Origin of the sequence: Halalkalibacter kiskunsagensis (assembly GCF_037027555.1) — a bacterium.
Lineage (GTDB): Bacteria > Bacillota > Bacilli > Bacillales > Bacillaceae_D > Halalkalibacter > Halalkalibacter kiskunsagensis.
In genome coordinates this window covers 79,763-100,899 of sequence record NZ_JAXBLX010000016.1, presented here as the reverse complement: position 1 = coordinate 100,899, position 21,137 = coordinate 79,763, and the positions used below count along the sequence as shown (strand labels likewise).

Genomic DNA, 21,137 nt, shown 5'->3' with positions numbered 1-21,137 from the left:
ATTGTGAAGAAGATACCAGATTATTAAAACAAAAAAGGCGACTTGCCATTCAAAATAGAATGGAGGTCTCCTTTTTTTATGCTCAATTGAAAAAAACGTAAGTTTTTCAGTGGCTTCGTTTTAGCCTGCTATGAGTTATCTCATAGCAGGCTAAACAAGCGGAGAAATTCCGTTTCCTCGAGGATCTTTATGGTCGTGGCTTCTCTACTAAGTTCATTCAGTTTTCCTGATTTTCTAATAGTGTTTGCACTGTAACAAACTGATATCCCCGTCCCTGCAATTCATCAATAATTATCGGCAATGCTTCTATTGTGCCGTCTAGTAGACGTTCATCTGTTTGAAAGTTATGCTGAAGAATAATTCCACCAGGAGAAATCTCTCGGCGAACAATATTTAAAATTTCGTCTCCAGATTGCCCGCTCCAATCAATCGTATCCACTGACCATTTGATCACCCTTAAGCCCATTTCATTGAGTACTAGCAAATCTGACTTCGTAACCGCACCATATGGAGGTCGAATTAAATCTGGCACACGTCCAACAGTTTCAAGCAGTACTTGTTGTGTTGATTGAATCTCTTCTACTAATTCAGATGTTGTTACTTGAGGAAGGACAGGATGCCCCCATGTATGATTGGCAATTCCATGGCCATCATTTACAATTTTTCTCGTCATATACGGAAACGCTTCCGCTTCTTTGCCGACGACAAAGAATGTTGCTGGCACAGCTTTCTCCTTCAATATTTCTAATATTTGTGGGGTATAGTAATCATCTGGACCATCGTCAAATGTTAGTGCAACTTGTTTCTTAGTTGAATCCCCTTTGTAGATTGCACCCTTTGGAGAGTCGATATTTGTTGTTATAAACGTTCGTTCTCCTTCATACGATACCTGCATCCCTAATTTTTTTACAACATCAATAAGTGGGACGAACGTTTCTCCATCAAATTGTATTGTTTTCGTAGATAAAGGTAAGCGCCTCCATACTCCTGTAGCACTTCCATAGTCGTCAAAATAGCTTTTCCCTACGGGCAAGGCAATTTGCCTATCTTTATAACGAAAGACAACGGAGCGAAACGACTTATTCCAATCGACTCTTACCCCTGTATGCTTTAGAAATAATGCAGGAACAAGTATATTCCCACCTTTCATAATATATCTTGTTTCAAATGATTGTTGATCTATAAAAATAGGTGCTTCTGGCAATTTCAACTCTTGCGCATATGCACTAAAATTGTACATTGGAAGGGTAAAAAGGAACAAAATTAAGAAAGTTGTTCTTCTATTTAACATCAAGTCCCTCCTCCTAGCTTATGGTTACTTGTTAGCTTTTCCAAATTAAGGAGGATTATTTAAGAGATACCGTGTCGTTATACGATTTCATACTAATTCGATGTTTTAAGCCTCTTGCTACTTGATGTTTCTCTTTTTCATTTTATAGTGTCTGGAACTGGAACCCCTTCTCTTTGATCTTTTTAATTAATGTTGGCAAGGCATGAAGCGTTTGTTCAAGTTCATGAAGAAGAACAATCGAACCTTCTTGAACATGACTTGTGACATTCTCAACTATTTTGTTAGGATGATGTTTTAACTCCCAATCAAATGAGGAAATTTCCCACATAACCATTTCTACCTTCAATTTTGATGCGACTGTTATTGTATCCTTGTTATACTGTCCAAATGGCGGTCGAAGATAGCGGACCTGTTGCCCCGTGATGTCTTCTATTATTTTTTTACTTGTATTGATTTCTTTCATTTGTTCATTGTAGTCTAGCTTAACAAGGTTTGGGTGACTATGGGCGTGTGTTCCTATAACATGCCCCTCTTCTAATACTCGCTTCCACGATCTCTTATGATGAAGCAAACGTGATTGCCAAAAAAAGACTGCTCCTACTTCTTCTTTTGCTAAAACATCAAGAAACCTGTCTAAATATTTGCTCGGACCATCATCAAATGTGAGAACAACCCCTTTTTCATCACGGTGTTTCACATTTGTCAGAACATCTTTCTCTTTGAAGTTGTACACAACTTCACGGGTAACAATTCATGGACTTTTACGCATTAGTAATACCTCCCTCATTTTTACGTAACACTTTACCTTGCTCTCTTAGTATATTTTATGACTCTCTCTTTAACTTAGCATTCCTTGCTCACATTTTTATCCCGATAAGGAAAAACAGTCAAGTTTCTTAGCTTCTTCTTTCTACTACCCTGACCAAACATCTTTTCCACAAAATGTATGTTGAATAGAGAACGTACTTTCGCATATAATAATAACACAAACATTTGTTCTTATCTGGAGTGTGAAGTTCGATGAAAACAATCTTCCTTGTCGATATGCAATCTTTTTATGCTTCCATCGAAAAAGCAAGATCCCCTCATTTACAACATAAACCACTCGTTGTATCTGGAGATCCAAAAAGGCGTTCAGGTGTTATTTTAGCTGCCTGTCCTCTTGCGAAAAAAAGTGGTATAAAAAACGGCGAACGTTTATGGGAAGCTGAGCAAAAATGTCTTGATTTAGTTGTCGTTCCTCCTAAAATGCAAGACTATATTACGACTTCAGTCGAGATTACCAATATTTTAGAAGAGTATACCGACTTAGTCGAGCCTTATTCAATTGATGAACAATTCATTGATGTGACAGGCAGTCAAATGTTATTTGGTCCACCACTTGAAATAGCCAAAAAAATTCAACAAGAGATTTGGAGAAGCACAAAAGTTCGAGCAAGGATTGGGATTGGAGAAAATAAAGTTTTAGCGAAGATGGCTTGTGACAACTTTTCAAAGAAAAACAAAACAGGAATCTTTTGGTTAAAAAAAGAGGAACTTGAACAGACCTTATGGCAACTCCCTGTTGAGAAGATGTTTGGAGTAGGCGGAAGAATGGCTAGCCACTTACGGAATATGGGAATTCGTACAATCGGACAATTAGCAGCTGTTCCTCTTCCACGTCTAAAAGATCAATGGGGCATTAACGGTCATGTTCTTTGGATGACGGCTAATGGAGACGATTTATCGCCGGTCACGACGGCTTCTCACGATGGTCAAAAAGCAATCGGTCACGGGATGACACTCCCACGTGATTACATAAGCCTGGCTGAAATTCGCGTCGTTCTTCTTGAACTATGTGAAGAAGTTTGTATGAGGGCGCGCAAGTCCAAGGTCATGGGGCAAACCGTAACCGTTAGTGTAAGCGGGGCAAGTTATGAAATAAAAACTGGCTTCCATCGACAAGCGACATTATATGAACCAACCAACTACGTAATGGATGTTTTTCGCCTGGCTGAGGGGCTCTTTCTTCAATTTTGGGATCAAAATCCAATTAGAAAACTCAGTGTTAGCCTTACTAAACTATGTCATGATAATGAACTGCAGCTTAGTTTATTTGACACAGCCCGAAATAAAAAAGTAGACCTTGGCTATGTAATGGATGGAATTAAAGAAAGGTATGGCACAACGGCGCTTATTCGAGCTTCCTCGTTAACAAAGGCAGGCCAAGCCTTTGAACGCGCACAAAAGATAGGAGGGCATTATAAATGAGTCAACATTTACAGCGTGGAAATCTTCTTTGGGAAAGCAGCAGAATGTTTTTGCCTGAGCACAAAGAAGCACTACTAGATAGGAAACAACAATTAAAGAAGGTCAAGAAACCCCAATTAGATGAACAGGAGCTCGAAGAAATCGGCATCATTGTCATGGATTCACTGAAGCATGAGCTCAATGTGCACGTAACCTATTGGGAAGATGGAATTCTACACAACCTTGTTGGTACTGTCGATAAATTTGATTGGTCATCAAAAAAGCTCAAATTAAAAATGAGCGAAGAAATTAGAACCATCGCAATTGACTGCTTAAAATCGGTAGCAAGGCAATAGTACGACTTGTTAATTCGTGCTTGGAACGAATTGCCTTTCTCATAGTTGCATAGCTCCCTTTAAATCTCACATAACATACTAGAACCATAGATGTCCGAGCAACAATTAAGCAGTTCACACTTCTAAGAATTAACACACTGTTAATTCACAGACGCTTTTTGCTTTTCTTTTTTGTAAGGATCCTCCCAAAAAATAAAAAGCTACATAATAAAAGCTAATATGGAAATAATTACATTAATACAAACACTACTTGGGGGATCAAATGAACGAGGCACTTGTAGTAATCGTGAGAGCAATCATAACATTTTTCACCCTTCTCATCTATGCTCGGTTAATTGGAAAGCAACAAATTGGAAACCTGACTATGTTTGACTATATCAATGGCATTACGATTGGTTCCATTGCTGGAACAATGGCCACGGATGTTTCTTCAAAAGCGTTAACCCATTGGATTGCCCTAACTGTTTTCATCGCTTTCACTTTGATCCTACAATACATCAATATAAAATATCGTTATTTATCAAAGGTCATTGATGGAGAACCTGTTACCGTTATTGAAGATGGGAAAATATTAGAGAACAACTTAAAGAAAACCCGCGTTACAAGAGATGAACTAATGGTTCAACTGCGTAGCAAAAGCACCTTTGATCCTACTGAAGTCGAGGTTGCGTTATTAGAGCCAGACGGAACATTATCTGTTCTACGAAAAAGCGAATTTCAATACGTACAAAAAAAAGATTTACATATCCCCATTACCCGTGCCAAATTAACAACTGAAATTATCGTCGACGGAGTCATATTACAACAAAATATCCAACAACGTGGCAAAGATCTCACCTGGGTACAAGCACAACTCAACAAGAAAGGATTTGATGACTTAGCAAAAGTTTCCTATGCTGCTATCTTACCGAATGATTCACTTTATGTAGATCCAGTGGAAGATCATGTCTCAAATACCAATGACATCAGTGACTATGAAGGGCCCTACTAACAAATTCGATTTTAACAAAGGAACGTGAATACGCTTTGAGAAAAATACTCTTTTATACAATTCCTATCTCGTTCATCCTACTAACTTTCACCTTAATGATTAGTGGCAGTTGGCTGAAAGAACCTATGAACGACGATGACCAGCTAGAAAAATTCATGCAAAATATTGAATCTCATGTCAAAGAAAATCACTGGGACGAGGCACAGCGTGAACATGCAAACGCTAAAACTGCATGGAATATTATATCAAAGCGAATTCAATACAGTGTTGAAAGGGAAACCATGTACGAAATAAGTGGCCTCCTCTCTCGAATTGAAGGATCAATAAAAGGACAGGACAAAAACAGTGCCTTAGTAGAAATTTATTATTTTTATGAACTATGGGCTAACTTCAGTTAGAACTTTGCATCTTTTTTCTATTATTTGTCTTCGTGATTACAGTTGTTAGTATAATAGCATAAATATGTCAAGGAGATGTCAAAAGAGAAAAAAAGTCATTCCATTAGCTTCCTTATTGATTCTTTTGTTTCCTTTTGGTTTACTGAAGAGAGTACATATGAGAAATGAGGGTTTATTATGAATCAAAATCAAGCTGATTATTGGATTCAGCATCTTAATTTGGAGGCTCATCCAGAGGGGGGCTTTTTTAAGCGGTCTTTTAGATCAGACGAGGAAATTCAAAGTAAAGCGAGAATGCTATATACAAGCATTTACTTTTTGTTGCGTACCGGTGATGTTTCACACTTTCATCGTTTACAGTCAGATGAACTTTGGTATTTTCATGCAGGTAGCTCACTATCAGTTCATATCATACATGAAAATGGAGAGTATGAAGAAGCACGTCTTGGATTAAACCTCGATAAAGGAGAGGTTCCACAAGTATTGGTTCCTAAAAATGCGATCTTCGGATCTTCATTATCTGGGCAAGGCACGTTTTCACTTGTAGGATGTATGGTGTCACCAGGCTTTGAATATGAAGACTTCGAGCTCTTTACACAGAAGGAACTTCTAAAAGACTATCCACAGCATGAAGAAATCATAAAAAAAATGGCCTACGAGACATTACCAGAGTTCAACTAAACCATGTTAAGAAAAGCAATTTGAGCAATGGATATCCCCCCATTGCTCATTTTTCTTGTAAAGTTAGATCTCTATCATCTACTGATCTAGTGCAGCGGATTCGCTTGACTTGATACTCACCCATAGTCGTTCATCCTTCCAGTCGATGGAAACAGGAAGTTGATACGTCTGTTCTAAATTCTTTTCGGTTAACGTTGAATGCTTATCTCCTTTCGCAACGATCGTCCCGCTGTTTAGCAAAAGAGCATGTGAAATCGCAGGCACCATTTCTTCAATATGATGAGTTACATATAGAAGTGTCGGTCCCTCCTTCGCTGTGGCTAACTGTTGAATCGTCTCTAGCAACTGTTCCCTTGAGTACAAATCCAACCCATTGCAAGGTTCATCTAAAATAAGAATTTTCGGTGATGGCATTAAAGCTCGAGCGATAATGACTCTTCTTTTTTGCCCTTGTGATAGTGTCACAAACCGTTGATCTGTCAACCTCTCGATTTTCAACTTGACAAGCAACTGTTTCGCACGTCGAATATCAACTTCTGTGATTTCTTCATACAATCCAATTGATGCATGCTTCCCACTTAAGACAACCTCAAGCGCTGTGTCTTGCCCCCGTGTTGCATACCTTTCATCAACAGCAGAACTAACCCAACCAATTGATTTACGAAGTTCGGGTATATTCGTCTGGCCAAACTTCTGACCAAGGACATGAACTTCTCCTTGAGATACCCATTGGTACCCTGTCAGCAAATTTAATATCGACGTTTTTCCAGATCCATTCAACCCTAAAATGACCCAATGTTCATGAAGGGATACGTCCCACGTAATATTATGTAAAATTGTCTTTCCATCTCTTTTCCACAATACATCTTTTAATGATACAATTTTTTCTATCATCATTCTCCTCCTATATAAAATTCCATATATTAACCTAAGATTCGACTTAAACAATCATTTTCCCCCTTCGTTTTTTCATTTCATGCAAAAGGAAAATTCAACCTAAGAAAAATTCAGATAACTAAAACTTTTACCACAATTTACAAATCAGTTCCTTTCGATTACTATTTTATAATGGAGAATTTACTAGAATGGTGGGAAAAAGATGTTTAAGAATATTTGTGTGTTTTGTGGGTCAAGTTTCGGAAATGATGCAAGCTACACGAAAGAAGTTCACCAATTTGCTCAAGCACTCGTAACAAATAAGATTAATCTCGTTTACGGTGGTGGCAACGCTGGTTTAATGGGTGAACTTGCTCGCTATGTGTTACAGAGGCATGGAGAAGTTGTAGGCGTCATCCCGAAAAAAATTCATGAAAATGTTCAACATGTTCAATTAACTGATCTTATTATTGTTGATGACATGCATCAAAGAAAAGCGAAAATGTATGAATTAGCAGACGGGTTCATCGCCCTCCCCGGAGGAATTGGAACAATAGAAGAGTTGGCCGAAGCTCTTACATGGCAACAGATTGGCTACCATCATAAGCCGATTGGAGTTTTTAATCCCAATGGTTTTTATGATAAATTGCTATCTCTTTTAGAACATATGACAACAGAAGGCTTTCTAAAGGCAGAGTTCTTAGATCAGCTAATTATTTCCGACTGTCCAGATGAACTGCTGACAAAGATGGAGCAATTTACACCAAAGTATCTGAGTAAGTGGGATTGACAAATACGACTATAATTAAAGAGAGTCTCACATGGTATGTCACCTTGGAGACTCTCTTTCCATTTAATCTATATTGATTTCTTCTAAAATTGGTTCATCAACAGGCGTAGGACCATTCCGTACGTCTTGTAAATCAAAATACGCTTCAAGCGCTTTTTTCGAAATTTCTTGAGCAACTCCCGCTCTACCACCCCTGCTATCTAGTTTGATATCTGGAACGATAACTGCAAAAGCAATTTCAGGATTGTTATACGGCGCATAACCAACCAAAGATTGCGTATTTCCAGCTATTGAGCGACGATTCTCCCCTTGACCAACCGTTACAGTCACCTCGGCTGTTCCTGTTTTTCCAGCAGGTTGGTAAGGTGCGTTGGCAAACATTCCACTTGCTGTTCCACGTGTCATTACATCCCGTAGCCCTTGTTGAACACGGTTAATATGCGCATCACTCATATCGACTCGATTTAAAATTTTCGGTTCGAACTTTTGAATGATCGCGCCTTGTTCATTTGGATTCGTTGATGGCTCTCTAATTTCACGCACTAACCTTGGCTCCATTCGATAGCCATCATTAGCAACTGTTGCGATATACTGAGCTAATTGGAGAGGAGTATAGTTATCATACTGTCCGATCATTAAATCCAGTAAATTCCCTGGGATTTCACTTCCGCCTATGAGCCCAGATGAATAAGATGGTAAGTCAATTCCTGTTTCTGTACCTAGCCCAAACTGACTAAAGCTATTTCGAACTTCGTTATAAGCTCGATCGATGGAACCAGTAGTCCAGCCACATCGAGTATTTGGAGCCGTATAATGACAATTAGCCATTCGCATTCCTATTTCAAACATGTAGACGTTTGAGGATTGTTCAAGAGCACGTCGATCATCAAGCCAACCGAACGTTCTCCATGACTTTTTTGGTTCCGTACTTGGTAAAATAATCGGTCTATCATTAAAACTTGTGCCGGGTTGTGCAACACCTGATTGAAAACCAGTTAAGACTGAAGCTGCCTTTACCGACGATCCCATTTCATACATATTGTTCACATTCCCAATATGATCAGTTCGGAGTTCCCCTTCACCAGTAAATCCAGCCATCGCTAAAATATCTCCCGTACGCGGGTTCATCAACACCGCATATGCAGAACGATCCTTAATATATGAATAGCCTGTTTTACGCACTTCATATTCGACAATGTCCTCAAGCTTTTGTTGAAGCTCCATATCAATTGTTAAAACAAGATCATTCCCTCGTTGTCCAAGACGTTCTTTTACTTCTTTATCAATCGTCTTACTTCCTTGTCTCTCCATTATACTCTCCACAACTGCCTTTTTCCCACGTAATGCTTCCTCATATTGAGCTTCTAAAAAACTTGTCCCTACTAAGTCTGAACGGTCATATCCTCTTGATAAATAATAGTCCAGCTTTTCACGAGGAATTGTACTAGTGGATCCAAAAAAGCTACGAAATGCATCACCGTATGGATAAGAACGACTAGAGTCTCTCAAAATATCAATTCCAGGTAGACGATCCAAATTCTCACTGATTACATGTGCTTCTTCTTCAGTAATCCGTTGTTTAATTCGTTGTGGTGAGTTTGCATACCCTCTTGCCATCTCACGGAAAATCGCTAACACACGCAGATCCTTTTCTGAAATTGAATCAATTTGCTCTTGAGGAATCGATTCAACCTCCAATTGATACTCCTCGGAAGCGCTCTCTAACTTACTTCTTTCTTCTCGACTAACAAGCTCATAGCGCTCTTTTTCTGTCATATTAATTAATATGTAATCACGAATATCACGTTCAATTACTCGATCTGTGTCAATATCAATTAACGGTTCTAAATCTTTTGCGATATCAAGCATTGTTTGCGCTTTTGTCGTTCTAGATGGATTTGTATAGGTTACGGATAACTCCAATTGATTATCTACTACAACATTTCCAAAACGGTCGTACATAACTCCTCTTGGCGCATCAATACGAGCCGTTGAATTCGTTGTGGAAGCAAGCTCACTAACAAAACTTTCCCCTTCAACAATTTGCACAAATCCTAACCGAAGAATCAAACCAGAAAACAATAGAAATACAACAAAAAAAAGTACATTTAAACGAAACGTTAAATGGTTCTTTTTCTTTTGCTTGTTCTTTTTTTTCATGCCATTCACACCTTTGTCAACGTACATATTATCACTCACTGCTACACTGCTGCCCCAATACTACTATCTAGATGCCCATTTAATCACTAAATTGCACTTCACTGACATACTATGTACCATTTAGCACTATTTCAAAAAAGCATATGGAATAAAATACCGAAACTATGTATCATGCAGACTATTTTAACATAATACCCCATAGATTTTTAGGATTTTTTGTAAATTTTTATGTTTAGGGTATTCATACATACATTAAAAAGCGTGAAAATGAAACTCTTTCAAAAAAGGCAGTTCAAATTCTTGCACTCATTTCCATGAGATAAATGATAGATAGCGCTTTCATTTTGTTTGTCTTCATATACCAATGATAAAAATGGTAAGGAAATAACAATCCTTAATGAAAGAAAATTGTTGAAACTAAACTAGCTTTTGTTTTCTTCACAATTTGATATTTCATCATCATTGCATCAAACAGTGATACATAAGACATTTTTATGACATAGTATTGTGTTAACCCACTTCACGTTAATTTATTTCTCCAATCTAAGCACAATTGATTTAATTCTATATTTAGAACATGTAAAACGTTTTATATATTTCAAAACTGGCCCTTCAAAAAAACCTGTGCTAAAAGGCGGTTTAAAAATATAGATAAACCAAATGAGCGAGAGAAGAGAAGCATTCAAAACAAAGCGTGGCTTATGAGTAAGAAGATAACTAAATGTATACATTTTCATATATACACTAATTGACCATGCAATCGTCCACCCATGCTGAAAAGTAATCGCTTTTGATTTTCTCCAAACAATAAATTCAAGAAAAGAAGAGACACCTACCCATTTTAAAATATAAATAATTTGCTTAGAAATCCCTCTAGGAAACTCGGATAAATACAAAAGGATCACATGAGGCATGATGAAGAAAATATACAAAGCGCGAACGACTTTTACTTTTAAAAAAGGTGATTTCATTTCCCAAAGAAGGTAATGTTTAAAAAAGTAATAATACAGTGCATTAACAAAACAACATAAAAAATATTAGGGAAATATATTCTAATGTTATGATAATTTTTCTTTTTTATATTTAGATAAAACAATATGAGCGCTAATGCTAAGTGCATAAAATAACCTCTTTTACTGTAAGTTGTATTATTATCATAAACAAAATCAGTAAAAAAATGTAAAATAAATGTAAATAAATTGGAAGACGATCAAATAAAAAAGGTACCCTATAGGTAGACCTTTTTATCAGTGTCCACTCTATAGGATACAGTTTAGTCTGGTTTTAACCTTTTGGGACACCTCCGAAGCCATTGCCAACTCTTTTATAACTTATGAGACAGCCCCTTAATCCAAAAATCTCTTCCTCATCTCTGCAGACGGGATCGTACATATCTCTTTTTTGCCAAACCATTTATATCGATTATTAGCGACTAGATCATAGATAAGATCTCTTATTGGACGAGGTACAATACGTACGACCGAAAGAAGCTTCCATGGCATTCTTAATTTTGAGCATATTCGTAAAACGGCATCCGATTTCACATAGTACAAATCTTCATCGATTAAAACCAAGCTATTTAAATCCTCGCCTATATTGTATTGTTTGATCAGTTCTTTTCCAGTATTTCCTTGTAATGATGCAAAAGAAAACGTGCAAGTAGAATCTCGCTTCAGAATGAATTGCACACTCCCCTGACAGAAATGACAAACGCCATCAAATAAAATAATTTGCCCCATCTATGCCTCACCTGCTCTCTAACTCAATCATAGAAGAAAGAAAACGCGCTGTAAATAATCACACACGCATTTCAACTATATTCCCCTTCCTAAAAGCTTATTTCTCTTTCGCTATTAAACTCTCTCTCATTTCCTCTACTGTCTCAACTTCAAACCCTAAATCGATTAACATTTTATGATCTTCTGTTCCCTCTTGTCCTGCAGTTGTTAAGTAATCACCAACAAAAATTGAATTGGCAGCATATAATCCAAGTGATTGTAATGAGCGGAGGTTGACTTCACGTCCACCTGAAATACGAATTTCTTTTGTAGGATTAATAAACCGGAACAAGGCCAACACTTTTAAGCAATAAAGTGGAGTCAACTCATTTACTCCTTCTAAAGGTGTACCGTCAATAGCGTGCAAGAAATTAACAGGAATGGAATCGGCATTTAGTATTTTTAAACTTCGCGCCATCGTGACGACATCTTGCTTCGTTTCCTTCATCCCTATAATGACACCAGAACAAGGAGACATCCCTGAACTTTTAGCAACTTCTACTGTATTCACGCGGTCATCATACGTATGTGATGTTGTAATGTTTAGGTGATTGCTTTTAGATGTATTGATATTATGGTTATAACGGTCAACCCCTGCTTCTTTTAATTTCGTGGCTTGTTCTGGCTTTAACAGCCCAAGACAGGCACAAACCTTCAACCCATACGTATCTTTAATTTCTTTAACAGCATCTACTACTTGATCAACTTCCTTGTTGGATGGACCCCTGCCACTTGCTACGATACAGTAGGTTCCTACATTCAAATCGTGAGCTCTCTTTGCCCCTTCCAACAGCGTCTCTGTTGTCACCATTTTATAGGAAGAAATCGCCGCTTCTGAAATGGACGATTGCGAACAATAACCACAATTTTCAGGACAAAGTCCAGATTTTGCATTCATGATCATATTCAATTTCACTTTCTTTCCATAATAGTGCTTTCGAATTTGAAATGACGCATGCATAAGTAATAGAATTTCATCGTCAGGACACTCTAAAATTGAAAGCGCCTCCGCATCTGTTACTTCTTCTTCTTTTAATACTCGTTTGGCCAGTTCTGTCCATTGATTCATTTTCATACCTCCACTTTTATATAAACTCTGTATGTATCATCACGGAGCGTCACCACGAATGTCAACCTATAAAAATATTAAGTTAACAAATAAATAGTAATATTGTAAACTGCAATTGTCAAATGCATTAACATTAAAATAAGCAGTTGTTATAAGTAACAAAGTTTCATATCCCCCCTCTTAGTCACTCCTTTGCTCCACCAAATTCAGAAAATACAAGCAAAACCTAGATTATGGTTGCAATCTATGGTAAAAAGAAGAAACAAGCAGAAATTCTTTAAAAATTTTAATCATCTTTTTAAGTAAAGGGGGACAAAAAGTGACGAAGCTAGAGAATCATTATTTCACCCTTTATTCAAAATGGGGACCTAAAACCGCAAATGTTTATATTCAAGAATTAGCTGCTGAATTCTGTTGTACAGATCGACATGCAAAGACGCTTATTAAAAATATGCAAAACAATGAATGGATTTCCTGGCAACCAAATCCGGGACGAGGAAAAGTTTCTACTCTCACTTTTTTAGTAGATCCACATGAGCTCGAAAAACAAAATGTCAAGTCTATGATAGAAAATGGAGATATTGAAAACGCGTTCAAGTGGATGGAAAACCAAAAAGAATTAGATTCCTCCATTGTTAAGTCGTTAGAAGACCATTTCCAATGGACTCCTAACCATATACACGAAGAAGGTCTAGATGTTCTTCGCTATCCTTACTACCATCCTATTCATACATTTGTTCCTCTTGAGATGTCAACAAACTATGAGAAACATTTAGGTGAGCAAATCTTTAATCGTCTGCTCCGGTATGATAATAAAACGAACTCCTTCATTCCTGAGATCGCTCACGATTGGGCATCTTTTGAAGACGGCCTCGTATGGCGTTTTTATTTACGAAAAGGTGTTTACTTTCACGATGGAAGTCTATTAACTTCAGAAGTAATTAAAGAGAATATCGAATTCTGGAGGGAATATCCACTAGATGGATGGAAGGTTTGTATATTTGATGAAATTGAGAAAATAGAGACTCCCTCACCTACAGTGATTGAGCTTTATTTATCAAAACCTACTCCATTGCTTTTACACTTATTTACTGATTATAAATCAATGATTATACCTGTTAGTACCTTTAAAAAGAATCCGGATTCGTTTCGCAACCATCCAATTGGAAATGGTCCTTATAAGGTGAACAAACATGAAAAGGGATACATTATTCTTGAATCTTTCTCCAACTATTTTGGTTACCAACCATTATTAGACAAGATAGAGTTATTTCATATTCCTACTTCGCCTGTTTCACGTAAGAAAGAGGTGAAGTATCGAATTGCCAAACATTACTCAAATTCCATAAAGCAATATAAATGGGTTCAACCAGAACTAGGTGGCATATATTTAGTTGTCAATCATCAAAGAGAAGGAATCCATACCCATCCAAAATTCAAAAAAATGCTGTCTTATTCTCTTGATCGACCGAAGCTTTTTCAAGGTCATCCCCATCATGACGTCTCGTTTCCTGACAGCTTTTTCGATGAGACAACAAATGACTTGAGACAGCAATCGAAAATAAAAAAAGCCAAAAAATGGCTTCAAAAAAAAGGAGTTACGACACTAACTCTTTCGTTCATTTGCTTTGAACACGAGAATGACTTTGGTTTTGAATTAGAAAGACTAACTAAGTATTTTAGACAATTAGGCATTACTCTAAATACAACGATTGTAACTATTCACGACTTAGCAGCTATGAAACAACATCTAAAACAGACAGATTTAATTATCTCAGGAATGAATTTAACCGAAAATCACCTTGTTTCCATGTTAAATGCTCTTTCCTCTTCTACTAGTATTATACGTAATACATTGTCTTATGATGTGAAAAGGCACCTTGATTTCATGCTAGCAGATGTACGTCATGCAGAATCGACCGAAATCGCATATCAACAAATGAGACAAGTAGAGTCGTTTCTATTCGATCATTACTATGTTATTTTTCTCTATCAACGGAAAATAAACATTACTATCGAAGCCGATGATAAGTTAGAAGGTATCGAGCTGAACCATTATAACCAGCTAAATTACCAAAAGCTTTGGTATAAATTAGGAAAATCAAACGATTAATACGATGATAGTAAGATTTCTAAAACAAAAGTAGCCCCCGTTAAGCTAACCAATAATAATGTTTATATTACTTCTTAAGCATTATATAAAGTTAGTTCATTCGGGGGAAGCTCCCTATATGTTAGATGCGTTTATTCACATTAAAGTTTTCATTAATCAATAACCAATTTTGCGGGAAATCCCAGCCTAAAACCCAATAATAAAACCCACGTAACCCAAGCTCTTTCACGAGATCAAATTTTGCTTGAATACTACGTGCATCTTCAAACCACACTTCATGCTGCAAACCTTCTTCATCATAATACGTAAAATGAGGAGCCGCGACTTCTTCATCGTATTCAATTTCAGCATTATACGTAGCGGCTAAACGAATCGCTTCTTGGTGATCAATCGCCCTTGCCCTCGTTTCTCCTTCTACAAATGGCAATGTCCAATCGTAACCATAAAGAGGAATTCCCATCATGATTTTATCATTAGGCATAACCGAGGCTGCATATTCAATGACTCTTCTAACTTGGTTAATTGGTGCAACCGCCATTGGCGGACCTCCCGTCCAGCCCCATTCGTAAGTCATTAAAAAGACAAAGTCAGCAATTTCCCCATGTGTCGCATAATCATGCCCCTCATACAGGACACCTACCATACCTGGTTCCACAATTGGAGCGAGAGCACTTGACAATAGATAGCCCCTTTCATCCAACCGTTCACGCGCTTTTCTCATTAGTTGATTGTATTGTTCACGATTTTTGGCTCCTAAATATTCTAAATCAAAATCCAATCCTAAATATCCTTTTTCGTCCATAATAGCGATCGCTTCATCAAGTAAGCGATCTTGTAACTCTTCGTTTTGAAGAACTGTTGTAACTAGATCGGTACTAAATCCACCATCTTCAAGATTTGTAATAACCATTAACGGAACAACTCGATCCGCATAAGCAGCATTAATAATCGCCTGATCGTTAAGTGACGTAAGGGTCCCATCTGCGTTCAGTTCATAACTAAAAATTTGCAAATAAGTTAAATATTCGCCTACCTCATCGACAAATTGTGGTGATTCTTCACCTGTGATTCCTAAATCAACATACGCACCCACATCTACTGATGGCTTTTGTCTATACTCGTTCGGGATATTCAGCCTGTATCCAACAGGTAGATTTTCCGGATATTCTATATAGTTAATCTTTAAAAGATCGTTAACAGACACTTGATAGCGTTGACTCACTCTCCAAAGAGTTTCACCAGGTTCAATCCAATGCAAACGATCAGTAGTAGGGATCACAATCGCTTGACCGACAACGAGTTGATCAGGATTGGGAAGCTGATTTGCATTAACAATAACTTGATACCCTACATTATAAATTTGAGCAATGCTCCATAACGATTCTCCAGGGGCAACAACATGAATTTCCACGACCTCATCCTCCTAAACTTGATTATTGTTTCTTTCAACAATATTCAAAGATCAAGAAATGAGTGCCTGCCTATAAGGAAATAAAAAGGACATTCTCAAATATACAATTGGAATACCCCACCTCAGACATTATCAAGATGATGAAACAGGCACAGCTTTAAAAAAGGCTGCTGAGATTTTTTCTCGAGCAGCCTAAGCAAACGATTTACCTTCTATTTTAGTAATCCGACCATTTGTAACCCTTGTAAAATTCCATCTTTGTCAACATCAGTTGTTACATGCTTTGCTGCCTCTTTTGCTAATGGATGTGCATTCCCCATTGCAACACTGTTTGTAATCTCACGCAGCATCTCTATATCATTTAATCCATCTCCAAAAGCATACTGATTTTCTTTTGCTAGACCAAGTTTTTTAGTGATTTTCCCAATCCCAATTGCCTTTGATCCTCCTGCTGGAATTACGTCTACAGACAACGGATGCCACCTCACAAAGTCAAACTCACTATATTCCTTCTCATAAGATGTCTCTTCATTTTCTTCACAAAACAATAAGGATTGATAGATGTTGCGCCCTTTAAAGTAATCGGGATCATGTGTTGGAAAGTGCTCAACTTTCAACGTACCGATGCTTTCAACAATAAAGTCATGATGAGGAACATTTGCTTTCATATCTTCATGATCCATGTAAACAATTGGATGGTTATTAGCCACTGACATGTCAGTTATAGATTGTAATGCCGCATTATTTAATGGGTTTTCAAACAAAACTTCTCCTCTAAATACCACATATTGCCCATTATAGCTTACAAATGTATCAATTCCGAGCTCTTTACGCAAATCTGCAAACATAAATGGCGCACGTCCTGTTGCAATTGCCACTTCATGACCTTCGTCCTTTAACGTGAAAATCGCTTCTTTCGTCGTAGCTGGCAAGTTTTTTTGATGGTCTAATAATGTCCCGTCTATATCAAAGAATACAATGCTTTTCTCAGTCATAATCAAACTCCTTTTTAACATATTTTTCAATTGGATATCACATAGTCATCATACACGTAATTCGAATGTATTTCACTCATCTTATTTCATCACACATAATATAGCGGCTTCGAGTTAGAGCAAAAAGGACAAGACCGGCCCTTTTTGCTTATTGCACTTAAGTGCGGGCTATGGCTTCTCTCGCTACGCGCTTCTAGGAGAAACCCACTCCTAGAAGCTTAACACCCTGTAGCGGCTTCGCTCATAGCTTCGAGTTAGAGCAAAAAGGACAAGACCGGCCCTTTTTGCTCTAACTCTCTAAAAAGTCGACATTCCACTCCATTCCTGGAAGCGGTATATGAGTTGATTCACGTACGATTCATCCGCGAATTCTTCGTAGTCAGCTGTGTAAGTCGCTTGGTCGTTTGTCCAAAGTGTTTCGAAGTATTCGTTTACTTCCTGCATCATTTCAGTAGTGGAATCAGCGGTAATTTTTACGTTCGTTTCTAAATTATAGTCTGCTAGATTTCGTTTTGTAAAATTGGCTGAGCCACCAAGTAAGACATCATTCTTCTCTTTATCAATGTAGACTAATTTTGTATGGTATTGTTCTCCGTTTGTCTTATACCATCTTATTTCAATATCAGAATTTGATTTCTTAATTAGTTCTGAAGCTACAGAACGATTCGGGATTCCATTCTTTTCTCGTCCAAATGCATCATTATTTGCATCCAGAATTAGTCTCACACGAACATTCCGCTTACTGGCTGCAAGCAATTCCTTCATTACGTCTCGATCAGATAAATAAAAAGCCCCAACTGATATCTGATCTCCCTCTATCGTTTGTGAAACTTCTTGTATTAGATGCTTTTTTATTTTCCCTTCAGTTAAAAGCTGTATTTCATATTGCCCGTTTGAAGGAAAGTTTGTTTCTATATCAAAATTTATAAGCTCGTTTAGATCAAAACCCGCTAACTTTGCGACTGCCACTTCTGTTTCAATCAACTCTTCTAAGATATCTCCATCAAATAAAAAGGCAATATTCGAGTGTAAGCTGCTTGCATCATGAGGATTGGCAGAAGTGACCATCCCTTGTTTTTCTGTAACAATTACTTTTCGGTGATTCGCTTTAAAATTAAGCAGTTCTAAATATGAACGAACGGTTGCCTTATCTGAATCAGGGCTAAACGGATTGGGAAGCCAGCCGCCTTCTGGAGTACCAAACCACTGAACAACTTTTCTCCAAGCTAAAGAATAAATCGGATTGGAGTCACGTAACGGTTTCATATTCGTATAAATAACCGTTATCCCATTCTCTTGTAGGCTAGAATGAATATCAGATTGATAAGACCCGTAAAATGTGTTAATTCGATCAGTAATGACCACTATGTGTAATTCTTCGTTTCGTTTTTTCGCTGCAATCAGTGTATTGGCTAACTCTTCTGATAAAGCTTGAAAATCCATTTCACGGTCATATTCATCATTAAATAAGAACATATCAAGTAAAATGAATTTCTCAGCACTCTCAATCATGTCATAGACACGATCAAAAATTTCCTGTTCATAATGCACTTCACCATTTTTCTCATAAGTATTATCAGTAAGGAATTCAACTTCATCAATAAAATGCACATCTCCTTCATATGAAATGCCTTCTGGAGGAGATGTGACTCTTACATACGAAAGACCAAAGATGACTAGAAAAACGACGATTGCCAAACATACGCTTAACCAATACACCCACTTGTTTTGAGTTCGATTCAGGATTGGCTTCTTTTCTAATTCAGGCATCCGCATCTCTCCTATTCATTTCCAAGATGACAGCTCTTTAACAACACTAATACGATAATATGTTACATTCTATCGTTTTTACCTCGTTAAAAGATAAACAATCTACGTTATTACTTTAGCGACGCCTTCCAAGCTTCAGAAAGTTCTTTCAGATTTAGTAACTTCTTGATTTCCTCGTAATTCTCTTTGTCATAAAATGTAATTCGATTAACATGTTCAATCGATACATCAGACATTCGATTAAGAAGACTAAAAGGATCTTTTCCTGAAACATTGCCCTCCTTCACCACTCGTAGATAATAGCCTGAAAACCCTGTTTCTTGAATATATAAAGGTAATTTCTTAATTCCGTGTCGTTTCGCCACCTTGAAACAAGGTCGCCTCGGTTGACTAACTTGAACAATGGCTTCACCCCACTGCCACGTATCTCCAATAAATACTTTGGACTCAGGGACCCCACGTAAGGTGATATTTTCACCAAAGGCTCCAATCGGAAGATCAAAACCGAACTTATTCTCCCAATATGAATAATGCTCGAATGGATATACGCAAACAGCTTTATCTGATCCTCCATGATTAACTAAATCTGCTTGCTCATCGCCTTCAAGGTTTGTCGTTGATAAATACAAACTAGTGTCAGAAACTGAATGTTTATAAATAGCGGAGTCGATTTGTTTTTCATCTTCATCAGAGATGTTCTTTGTTTGCCCTATATTGAGTGAAATAATGGTACCAATAGTCATAATAATAGATCCTCCTTATTACCCAAATTAGAATTTCTTAATTACTCCTTTTTGTTCTCCTTCAAATATAAGTTTATTAAAAAAGTTTATGTATGAGTATAAATAATTTTTCTAAGGCGAATATTGTAATAAATCTGTCAAGGAGGTTACGATATGGACGTTACTATGAGTTCGGAACAAGTCATTATGGAAATCCAACAATTAAGCGCTGAGGGCGAGAGTCTGAACAAGAAAAAGATAAAAAAAACGCACCCTGAACTAATGAGAAGTGCTCTGCATTATTTCCCTAATTGGGATAATGCCATTGAACGAAGCTCGATGTAATTGGCTTACGTGGCTCAAAGTAAATTGCCTATTCTAATCATTATGATACATAAAGAATCAGGCAATTTAGAGTCACTTTTTCCTTACTCATGAAAACAAATCAATAAGAATTGGGTCTTCGTTCACTACTCTCTTTGCTTCTATTTGAAATTGTTTATTGTGTAAGTATGTATAACGATTTGGCTTAATCGTTGGGCCTAGATCAATTGCTTCGATATATTCGTCTTTTCGTAAAGGAAGAGTTGAACAGTATTTAAAGAACCCTGTCCTTTCAAATACTTTTGTTATCCGCTCTGCGCGATGGTTTTGAACTTTGGCCATTATATAGGTCGCAATCCCTACTTGAATGCCATGCATTTGCGGTTCTTTTGCAATTTGATCTAATGCATGAGAAAGAAGATGTTCTGACCCACTGATCGGAGCACTATTTCCACTAATGACTGTAGCAATGCCCCCCATCGTCATCGAACTAACCAATTCTTTCAAAAATATCGTAGCCTTTATATCTTCCATCGGAGTACGTACAAAACTATTTACTGCTTTTTTACTTATCATTGCAGCAAATGCGTTAATCGTACTTACTCCTTTTTGATTCTCATACTCCCAGTCATACAATGCTGTTATATTAGACATTAAGTCTCCAATACCAGCAAAAATAAAGCGATTTGGTGCTTGTTTAATGATCGATAAATCAACAATCACTCCAAAAGGTACTTTTGCCGGTACCGTTGTTTTCTTCCCGTTCACATGAATCGAACAATTGCTGCTGGCAAACCCATCATTTGAGGCAGATGTCGGCATACTAATAAATGGCAGTTTCCTTATGTAAGATATATACTTCCCGTAGTCTACTACAGCCCCTCCACCAATTGAAATAACTGCATCAACATTTCCAAGTTCAAATGCCTTTGAAAGAAGGTCATGTATATCCATTGACGGTGATATATTGATAGCGATAAGACGAACCATTTTAAACGACTCTTGCAGTTGTTTACTGAATTGTTCATATGAAAAATCATCAAAATAGATTACAACTTCACGTAACTTATGCTCCAATAAAAAACTTTCTAATTTTGTTAAAACCCCTTCACCTATTTCTAAAATTGTAGGAATTGATATGCTTGTTAATTGATTGTCCATTTTATGGCACCCCACTCATCAA

The 21,137-nt window shown here is 37.2% G+C and carries 19 protein-coding genes; 8 read left to right on the top strand and 11 right to left on the bottom strand.

From position 1 onward, the window contains the following. Positions 1-217 precede the first annotated feature (217 nt). On the bottom strand, positions 218-1,291 hold the full coding sequence (locus tag SLH51_RS11420; protein WP_335961387.1) for a polysaccharide deacetylase family protein: 1,074 nt from the start codon (positions 1,289-1,291) through the stop codon (positions 218-220). Positions 1,292-1,433: 142 nt separating this feature from the next. Continuing rightward, positions 1,434-2,024: a polysaccharide deacetylase family protein gene (locus SLH51_RS11415; protein ID WP_335961386.1), complete on the bottom strand. Its 591-nt coding sequence runs from the start codon at positions 2,022-2,024 to the stop codon at positions 1,434-1,436. A gap of 287 nt (positions 2,025-2,311) precedes the next feature. Between SLH51_RS11415 and SLH51_RS11410 the strand changes: the two genes are divergently transcribed. The 5 genes from SLH51_RS11410 (at position 2,312) to SLH51_RS11390 (ending at position 5,946) form a co-directional block, all read left to right on the top strand. Continuing rightward, positions 2,312-3,541, top strand: a complete 1,230-nt coding sequence (locus tag SLH51_RS11410) for a DNA polymerase IV (protein WP_335961385.1) — start codon at positions 2,312-2,314, stop codon at positions 3,539-3,541. Next, positions 3,538-3,876: a YolD-like family protein gene (locus tag SLH51_RS11405; RefSeq protein WP_335961384.1), complete on the top strand. Its 339-nt coding sequence runs from the start codon at positions 3,538-3,540 to the stop codon at positions 3,874-3,876. Before SLH51_RS11410 ends, SLH51_RS11405 begins: the two co-directional genes overlap by 4 nt. A 262-nt stretch (positions 3,877-4,138) precedes the next feature. Continuing rightward, positions 4,139-4,867, top strand: coding sequence for a DUF421 domain-containing protein (locus SLH51_RS11400; RefSeq protein WP_335961383.1), 729 nt, complete (start codon positions 4,139-4,141; stop codon positions 4,865-4,867). Positions 4,868-4,992: 125 nt separating this feature from the next. Next, complete coding sequence (locus SLH51_RS11395) at positions 4,993-5,265, top strand: DUF4363 family protein (RefSeq protein ID WP_335961382.1); 273 nt, start codon at positions 4,993-4,995, stop codon at positions 5,263-5,265. A gap of 177 nt (positions 5,266-5,442) precedes the next feature. Further along, entirely contained in the window at positions 5,443-5,946 is a 504-nt protein-coding gene (locus SLH51_RS11390; RefSeq protein WP_335961381.1) for a cupin domain-containing protein, read from the top strand. A 78-nt stretch (positions 5,947-6,024) separates the two neighbouring features. Here SLH51_RS11390 and SLH51_RS11385 read toward each other — a convergent pair whose 3' ends face one another. Next, positions 6,025-6,837 carry an ABC transporter ATP-binding protein gene (locus tag SLH51_RS11385; RefSeq protein ID WP_335961391.1) on the bottom strand — a complete coding sequence of 271 codons (813 nt, stop codon included), beginning with the start codon at positions 6,835-6,837 and terminating at the stop codon, positions 6,025-6,027. A 208-nt stretch (positions 6,838-7,045) separates the two neighbouring features. Here SLH51_RS11385 and SLH51_RS11380 point away from each other — a divergent pair, with 208 nt between their 5' ends. Further along, positions 7,046-7,612, top strand: a complete 567-nt coding sequence (locus tag SLH51_RS11380; protein ID WP_335961380.1) for an LOG family protein — start codon at positions 7,046-7,048, stop codon at positions 7,610-7,612. A 63-nt stretch (positions 7,613-7,675) separates the two neighbouring features. Here SLH51_RS11380 and SLH51_RS11375 read toward each other — a convergent pair whose 3' ends face one another. The 3 genes from SLH51_RS11375 to bioB form a co-directional block, all read right to left on the bottom strand. After that, positions 7,676-9,772, bottom strand: coding sequence for a peptidoglycan D,D-transpeptidase FtsI family protein (locus SLH51_RS11375; protein WP_335961379.1), 2,097 nt, complete (start codon positions 9,770-9,772; stop codon positions 7,676-7,678). A 1,346-nt stretch (positions 9,773-11,118) separates the two neighbouring features. Beyond that, entirely contained in the window at positions 11,119-11,511 is a 393-nt protein-coding gene (locus tag SLH51_RS11370) for a thiol-disulfide oxidoreductase DCC family protein (RefSeq protein ID WP_335961378.1), read from the bottom strand. Between the two features lie 97 nt (positions 11,512-11,608). Further along, complete coding sequence (bioB, locus tag SLH51_RS11365; protein ID WP_335961377.1) at positions 11,609-12,619, bottom strand: biotin synthase BioB; 1,011 nt, start codon at positions 12,617-12,619, stop codon at positions 11,609-11,611. 319 nt (positions 12,620-12,938) lie between these two features. Here bioB and SLH51_RS11360 point away from each other — a divergent pair, with 319 nt between their 5' ends. Further along, entirely contained in the window at positions 12,939-14,732 is a 1,794-nt protein-coding gene (locus SLH51_RS11360; RefSeq protein ID WP_335961376.1) for an ABC transporter substrate-binding protein, read from the top strand. A gap of 121 nt (positions 14,733-14,853) precedes the next feature. Here SLH51_RS11360 and SLH51_RS11355 read toward each other — a convergent pair whose 3' ends face one another. The 4 genes from SLH51_RS11355 to SLH51_RS11340 all read right to left on the bottom strand — a co-directional run bounded on the left by SLH51_RS11355 (position 14,854) and on the right by SLH51_RS11340 (position 19,651). Next, a complete protein-coding gene (locus tag SLH51_RS11355) occupies positions 14,854-16,143 on the bottom strand; it encodes a glycoside hydrolase family 18 protein (RefSeq protein ID WP_335961375.1) in 1,290 nt (429 codons plus the stop codon). Positions 16,144-16,355: 212 nt separating this feature from the next. Continuing rightward, entirely contained in the window at positions 16,356-17,138 is a 783-nt protein-coding gene (locus SLH51_RS11350; protein WP_335961374.1) for a Cof-type HAD-IIB family hydrolase, read from the bottom strand. A gap of 297 nt (positions 17,139-17,435) precedes the next feature. Further along, complete coding sequence (locus tag SLH51_RS11345; protein ID WP_335961373.1) at positions 17,436-18,908, bottom strand: phospholipase D family protein; 1,473 nt, start codon at positions 18,906-18,908, stop codon at positions 17,436-17,438. Positions 18,909-19,018: 110 nt separating this feature from the next. Beyond that, positions 19,019-19,651 (bottom strand): MOSC domain-containing protein, encoded by a 633-nt coding sequence (locus SLH51_RS11340; protein WP_335961372.1) that lies wholly within the window; start codon positions 19,649-19,651, stop codon positions 19,019-19,021. A 153-nt stretch (positions 19,652-19,804) separates the two neighbouring features. On the opposite strand from SLH51_RS11340, the gene SLH51_RS11335 reads away from it, so the two are divergent. Continuing rightward, a complete protein-coding gene (locus tag SLH51_RS11335; RefSeq protein WP_335961371.1) occupies positions 19,805-19,975 on the top strand; it encodes a hypothetical protein in 171 nt (56 codons plus the stop codon). Between the two features lie 87 nt (positions 19,976-20,062). Here the strand turns inward: SLH51_RS11335 and SLH51_RS11330 are convergent, their stop codons facing one another. After that, a complete protein-coding gene (locus tag SLH51_RS11330) occupies positions 20,063-21,115 on the bottom strand; it encodes an iron-containing alcohol dehydrogenase family protein (RefSeq protein WP_335961370.1) in 1,053 nt (350 codons plus the stop codon). Positions 21,116-21,137: the final 22 nt, after the last annotated feature.

Bases quoted from the DNA above. Each gene is read 5' to 3' on its own strand.
- SLH51_RS11420 (WP_335961387.1), bottom strand. From the start codon at position 1,291: ATGTTAAATAGAAGAACAACTTTCTTAATTTTGTTCCTTTTTACCCTT.
- SLH51_RS11410 (WP_335961385.1), top strand. From the start codon at position 2,312: ATGAAAACAATCTTCCTTGTCGATATGCAATCTTTTTATGCTTCCATC.
- SLH51_RS11405 (WP_335961384.1), top strand. From the start codon at position 3,538: ATGAGTCAACATTTACAGCGTGGAAATCTTCTTTGGGAAAGCAGCAGA.
- SLH51_RS11400 (WP_335961383.1), top strand. From the start codon at position 4,139: ATGAACGAGGCACTTGTAGTAATCGTGAGAGCAATCATAACATTTTTC.
- SLH51_RS11395 (WP_335961382.1), top strand. From the start codon at position 4,993: ATGAACGACGATGACCAGCTAGAAAAATTCATGCAAAATATTGAATCT.
- SLH51_RS11390 (WP_335961381.1), top strand. From the start codon at position 5,443: ATGAATCAAAATCAAGCTGATTATTGGATTCAGCATCTTAATTTGGAG.
- SLH51_RS11380 (WP_335961380.1), top strand. From the start codon at position 7,046: ATGTTTAAGAATATTTGTGTGTTTTGTGGGTCAAGTTTCGGAAATGAT.
- SLH51_RS11375 (WP_335961379.1), bottom strand. From the start codon at position 9,772: ATGAAAAAAAAGAACAAGCAAAAGAAAAAGAACCATTTAACGTTTCGT.
- SLH51_RS11370 (WP_335961378.1), bottom strand. From the start codon at position 11,511: ATGGGGCAAATTATTTTATTTGATGGCGTTTGTCATTTCTGTCAGGGG.
- bioB (WP_335961377.1), bottom strand. From the start codon at position 12,619: ATGAATCAATGGACAGAACTGGCCAAACGAGTATTAAAAGAAGAAGAA.
- SLH51_RS11350 (WP_335961374.1), bottom strand. From the start codon at position 17,138: ATGACTGAGAAAAGCATTGTATTCTTTGATATAGACGGGACATTATTA.
- SLH51_RS11345 (WP_335961373.1), bottom strand. From the start codon at position 18,908: ATGCCTGAATTAGAAAAGAAGCCAATCCTGAATCGAACTCAAAACAAG.
- SLH51_RS11340 (WP_335961372.1), bottom strand. From the start codon at position 19,651: ATGACTATTGGTACCATTATTTCACTCAATATAGGGCAAACAAAGAAC.
- SLH51_RS11335 (WP_335961371.1), top strand. From the start codon at position 19,805: ATGGACGTTACTATGAGTTCGGAACAAGTCATTATGGAAATCCAACAA.
- SLH51_RS11330 (WP_335961370.1), bottom strand. From the start codon at position 21,115: ATGGACAATCAATTAACAAGCATATCAATTCCTACAATTTTAGAAATA.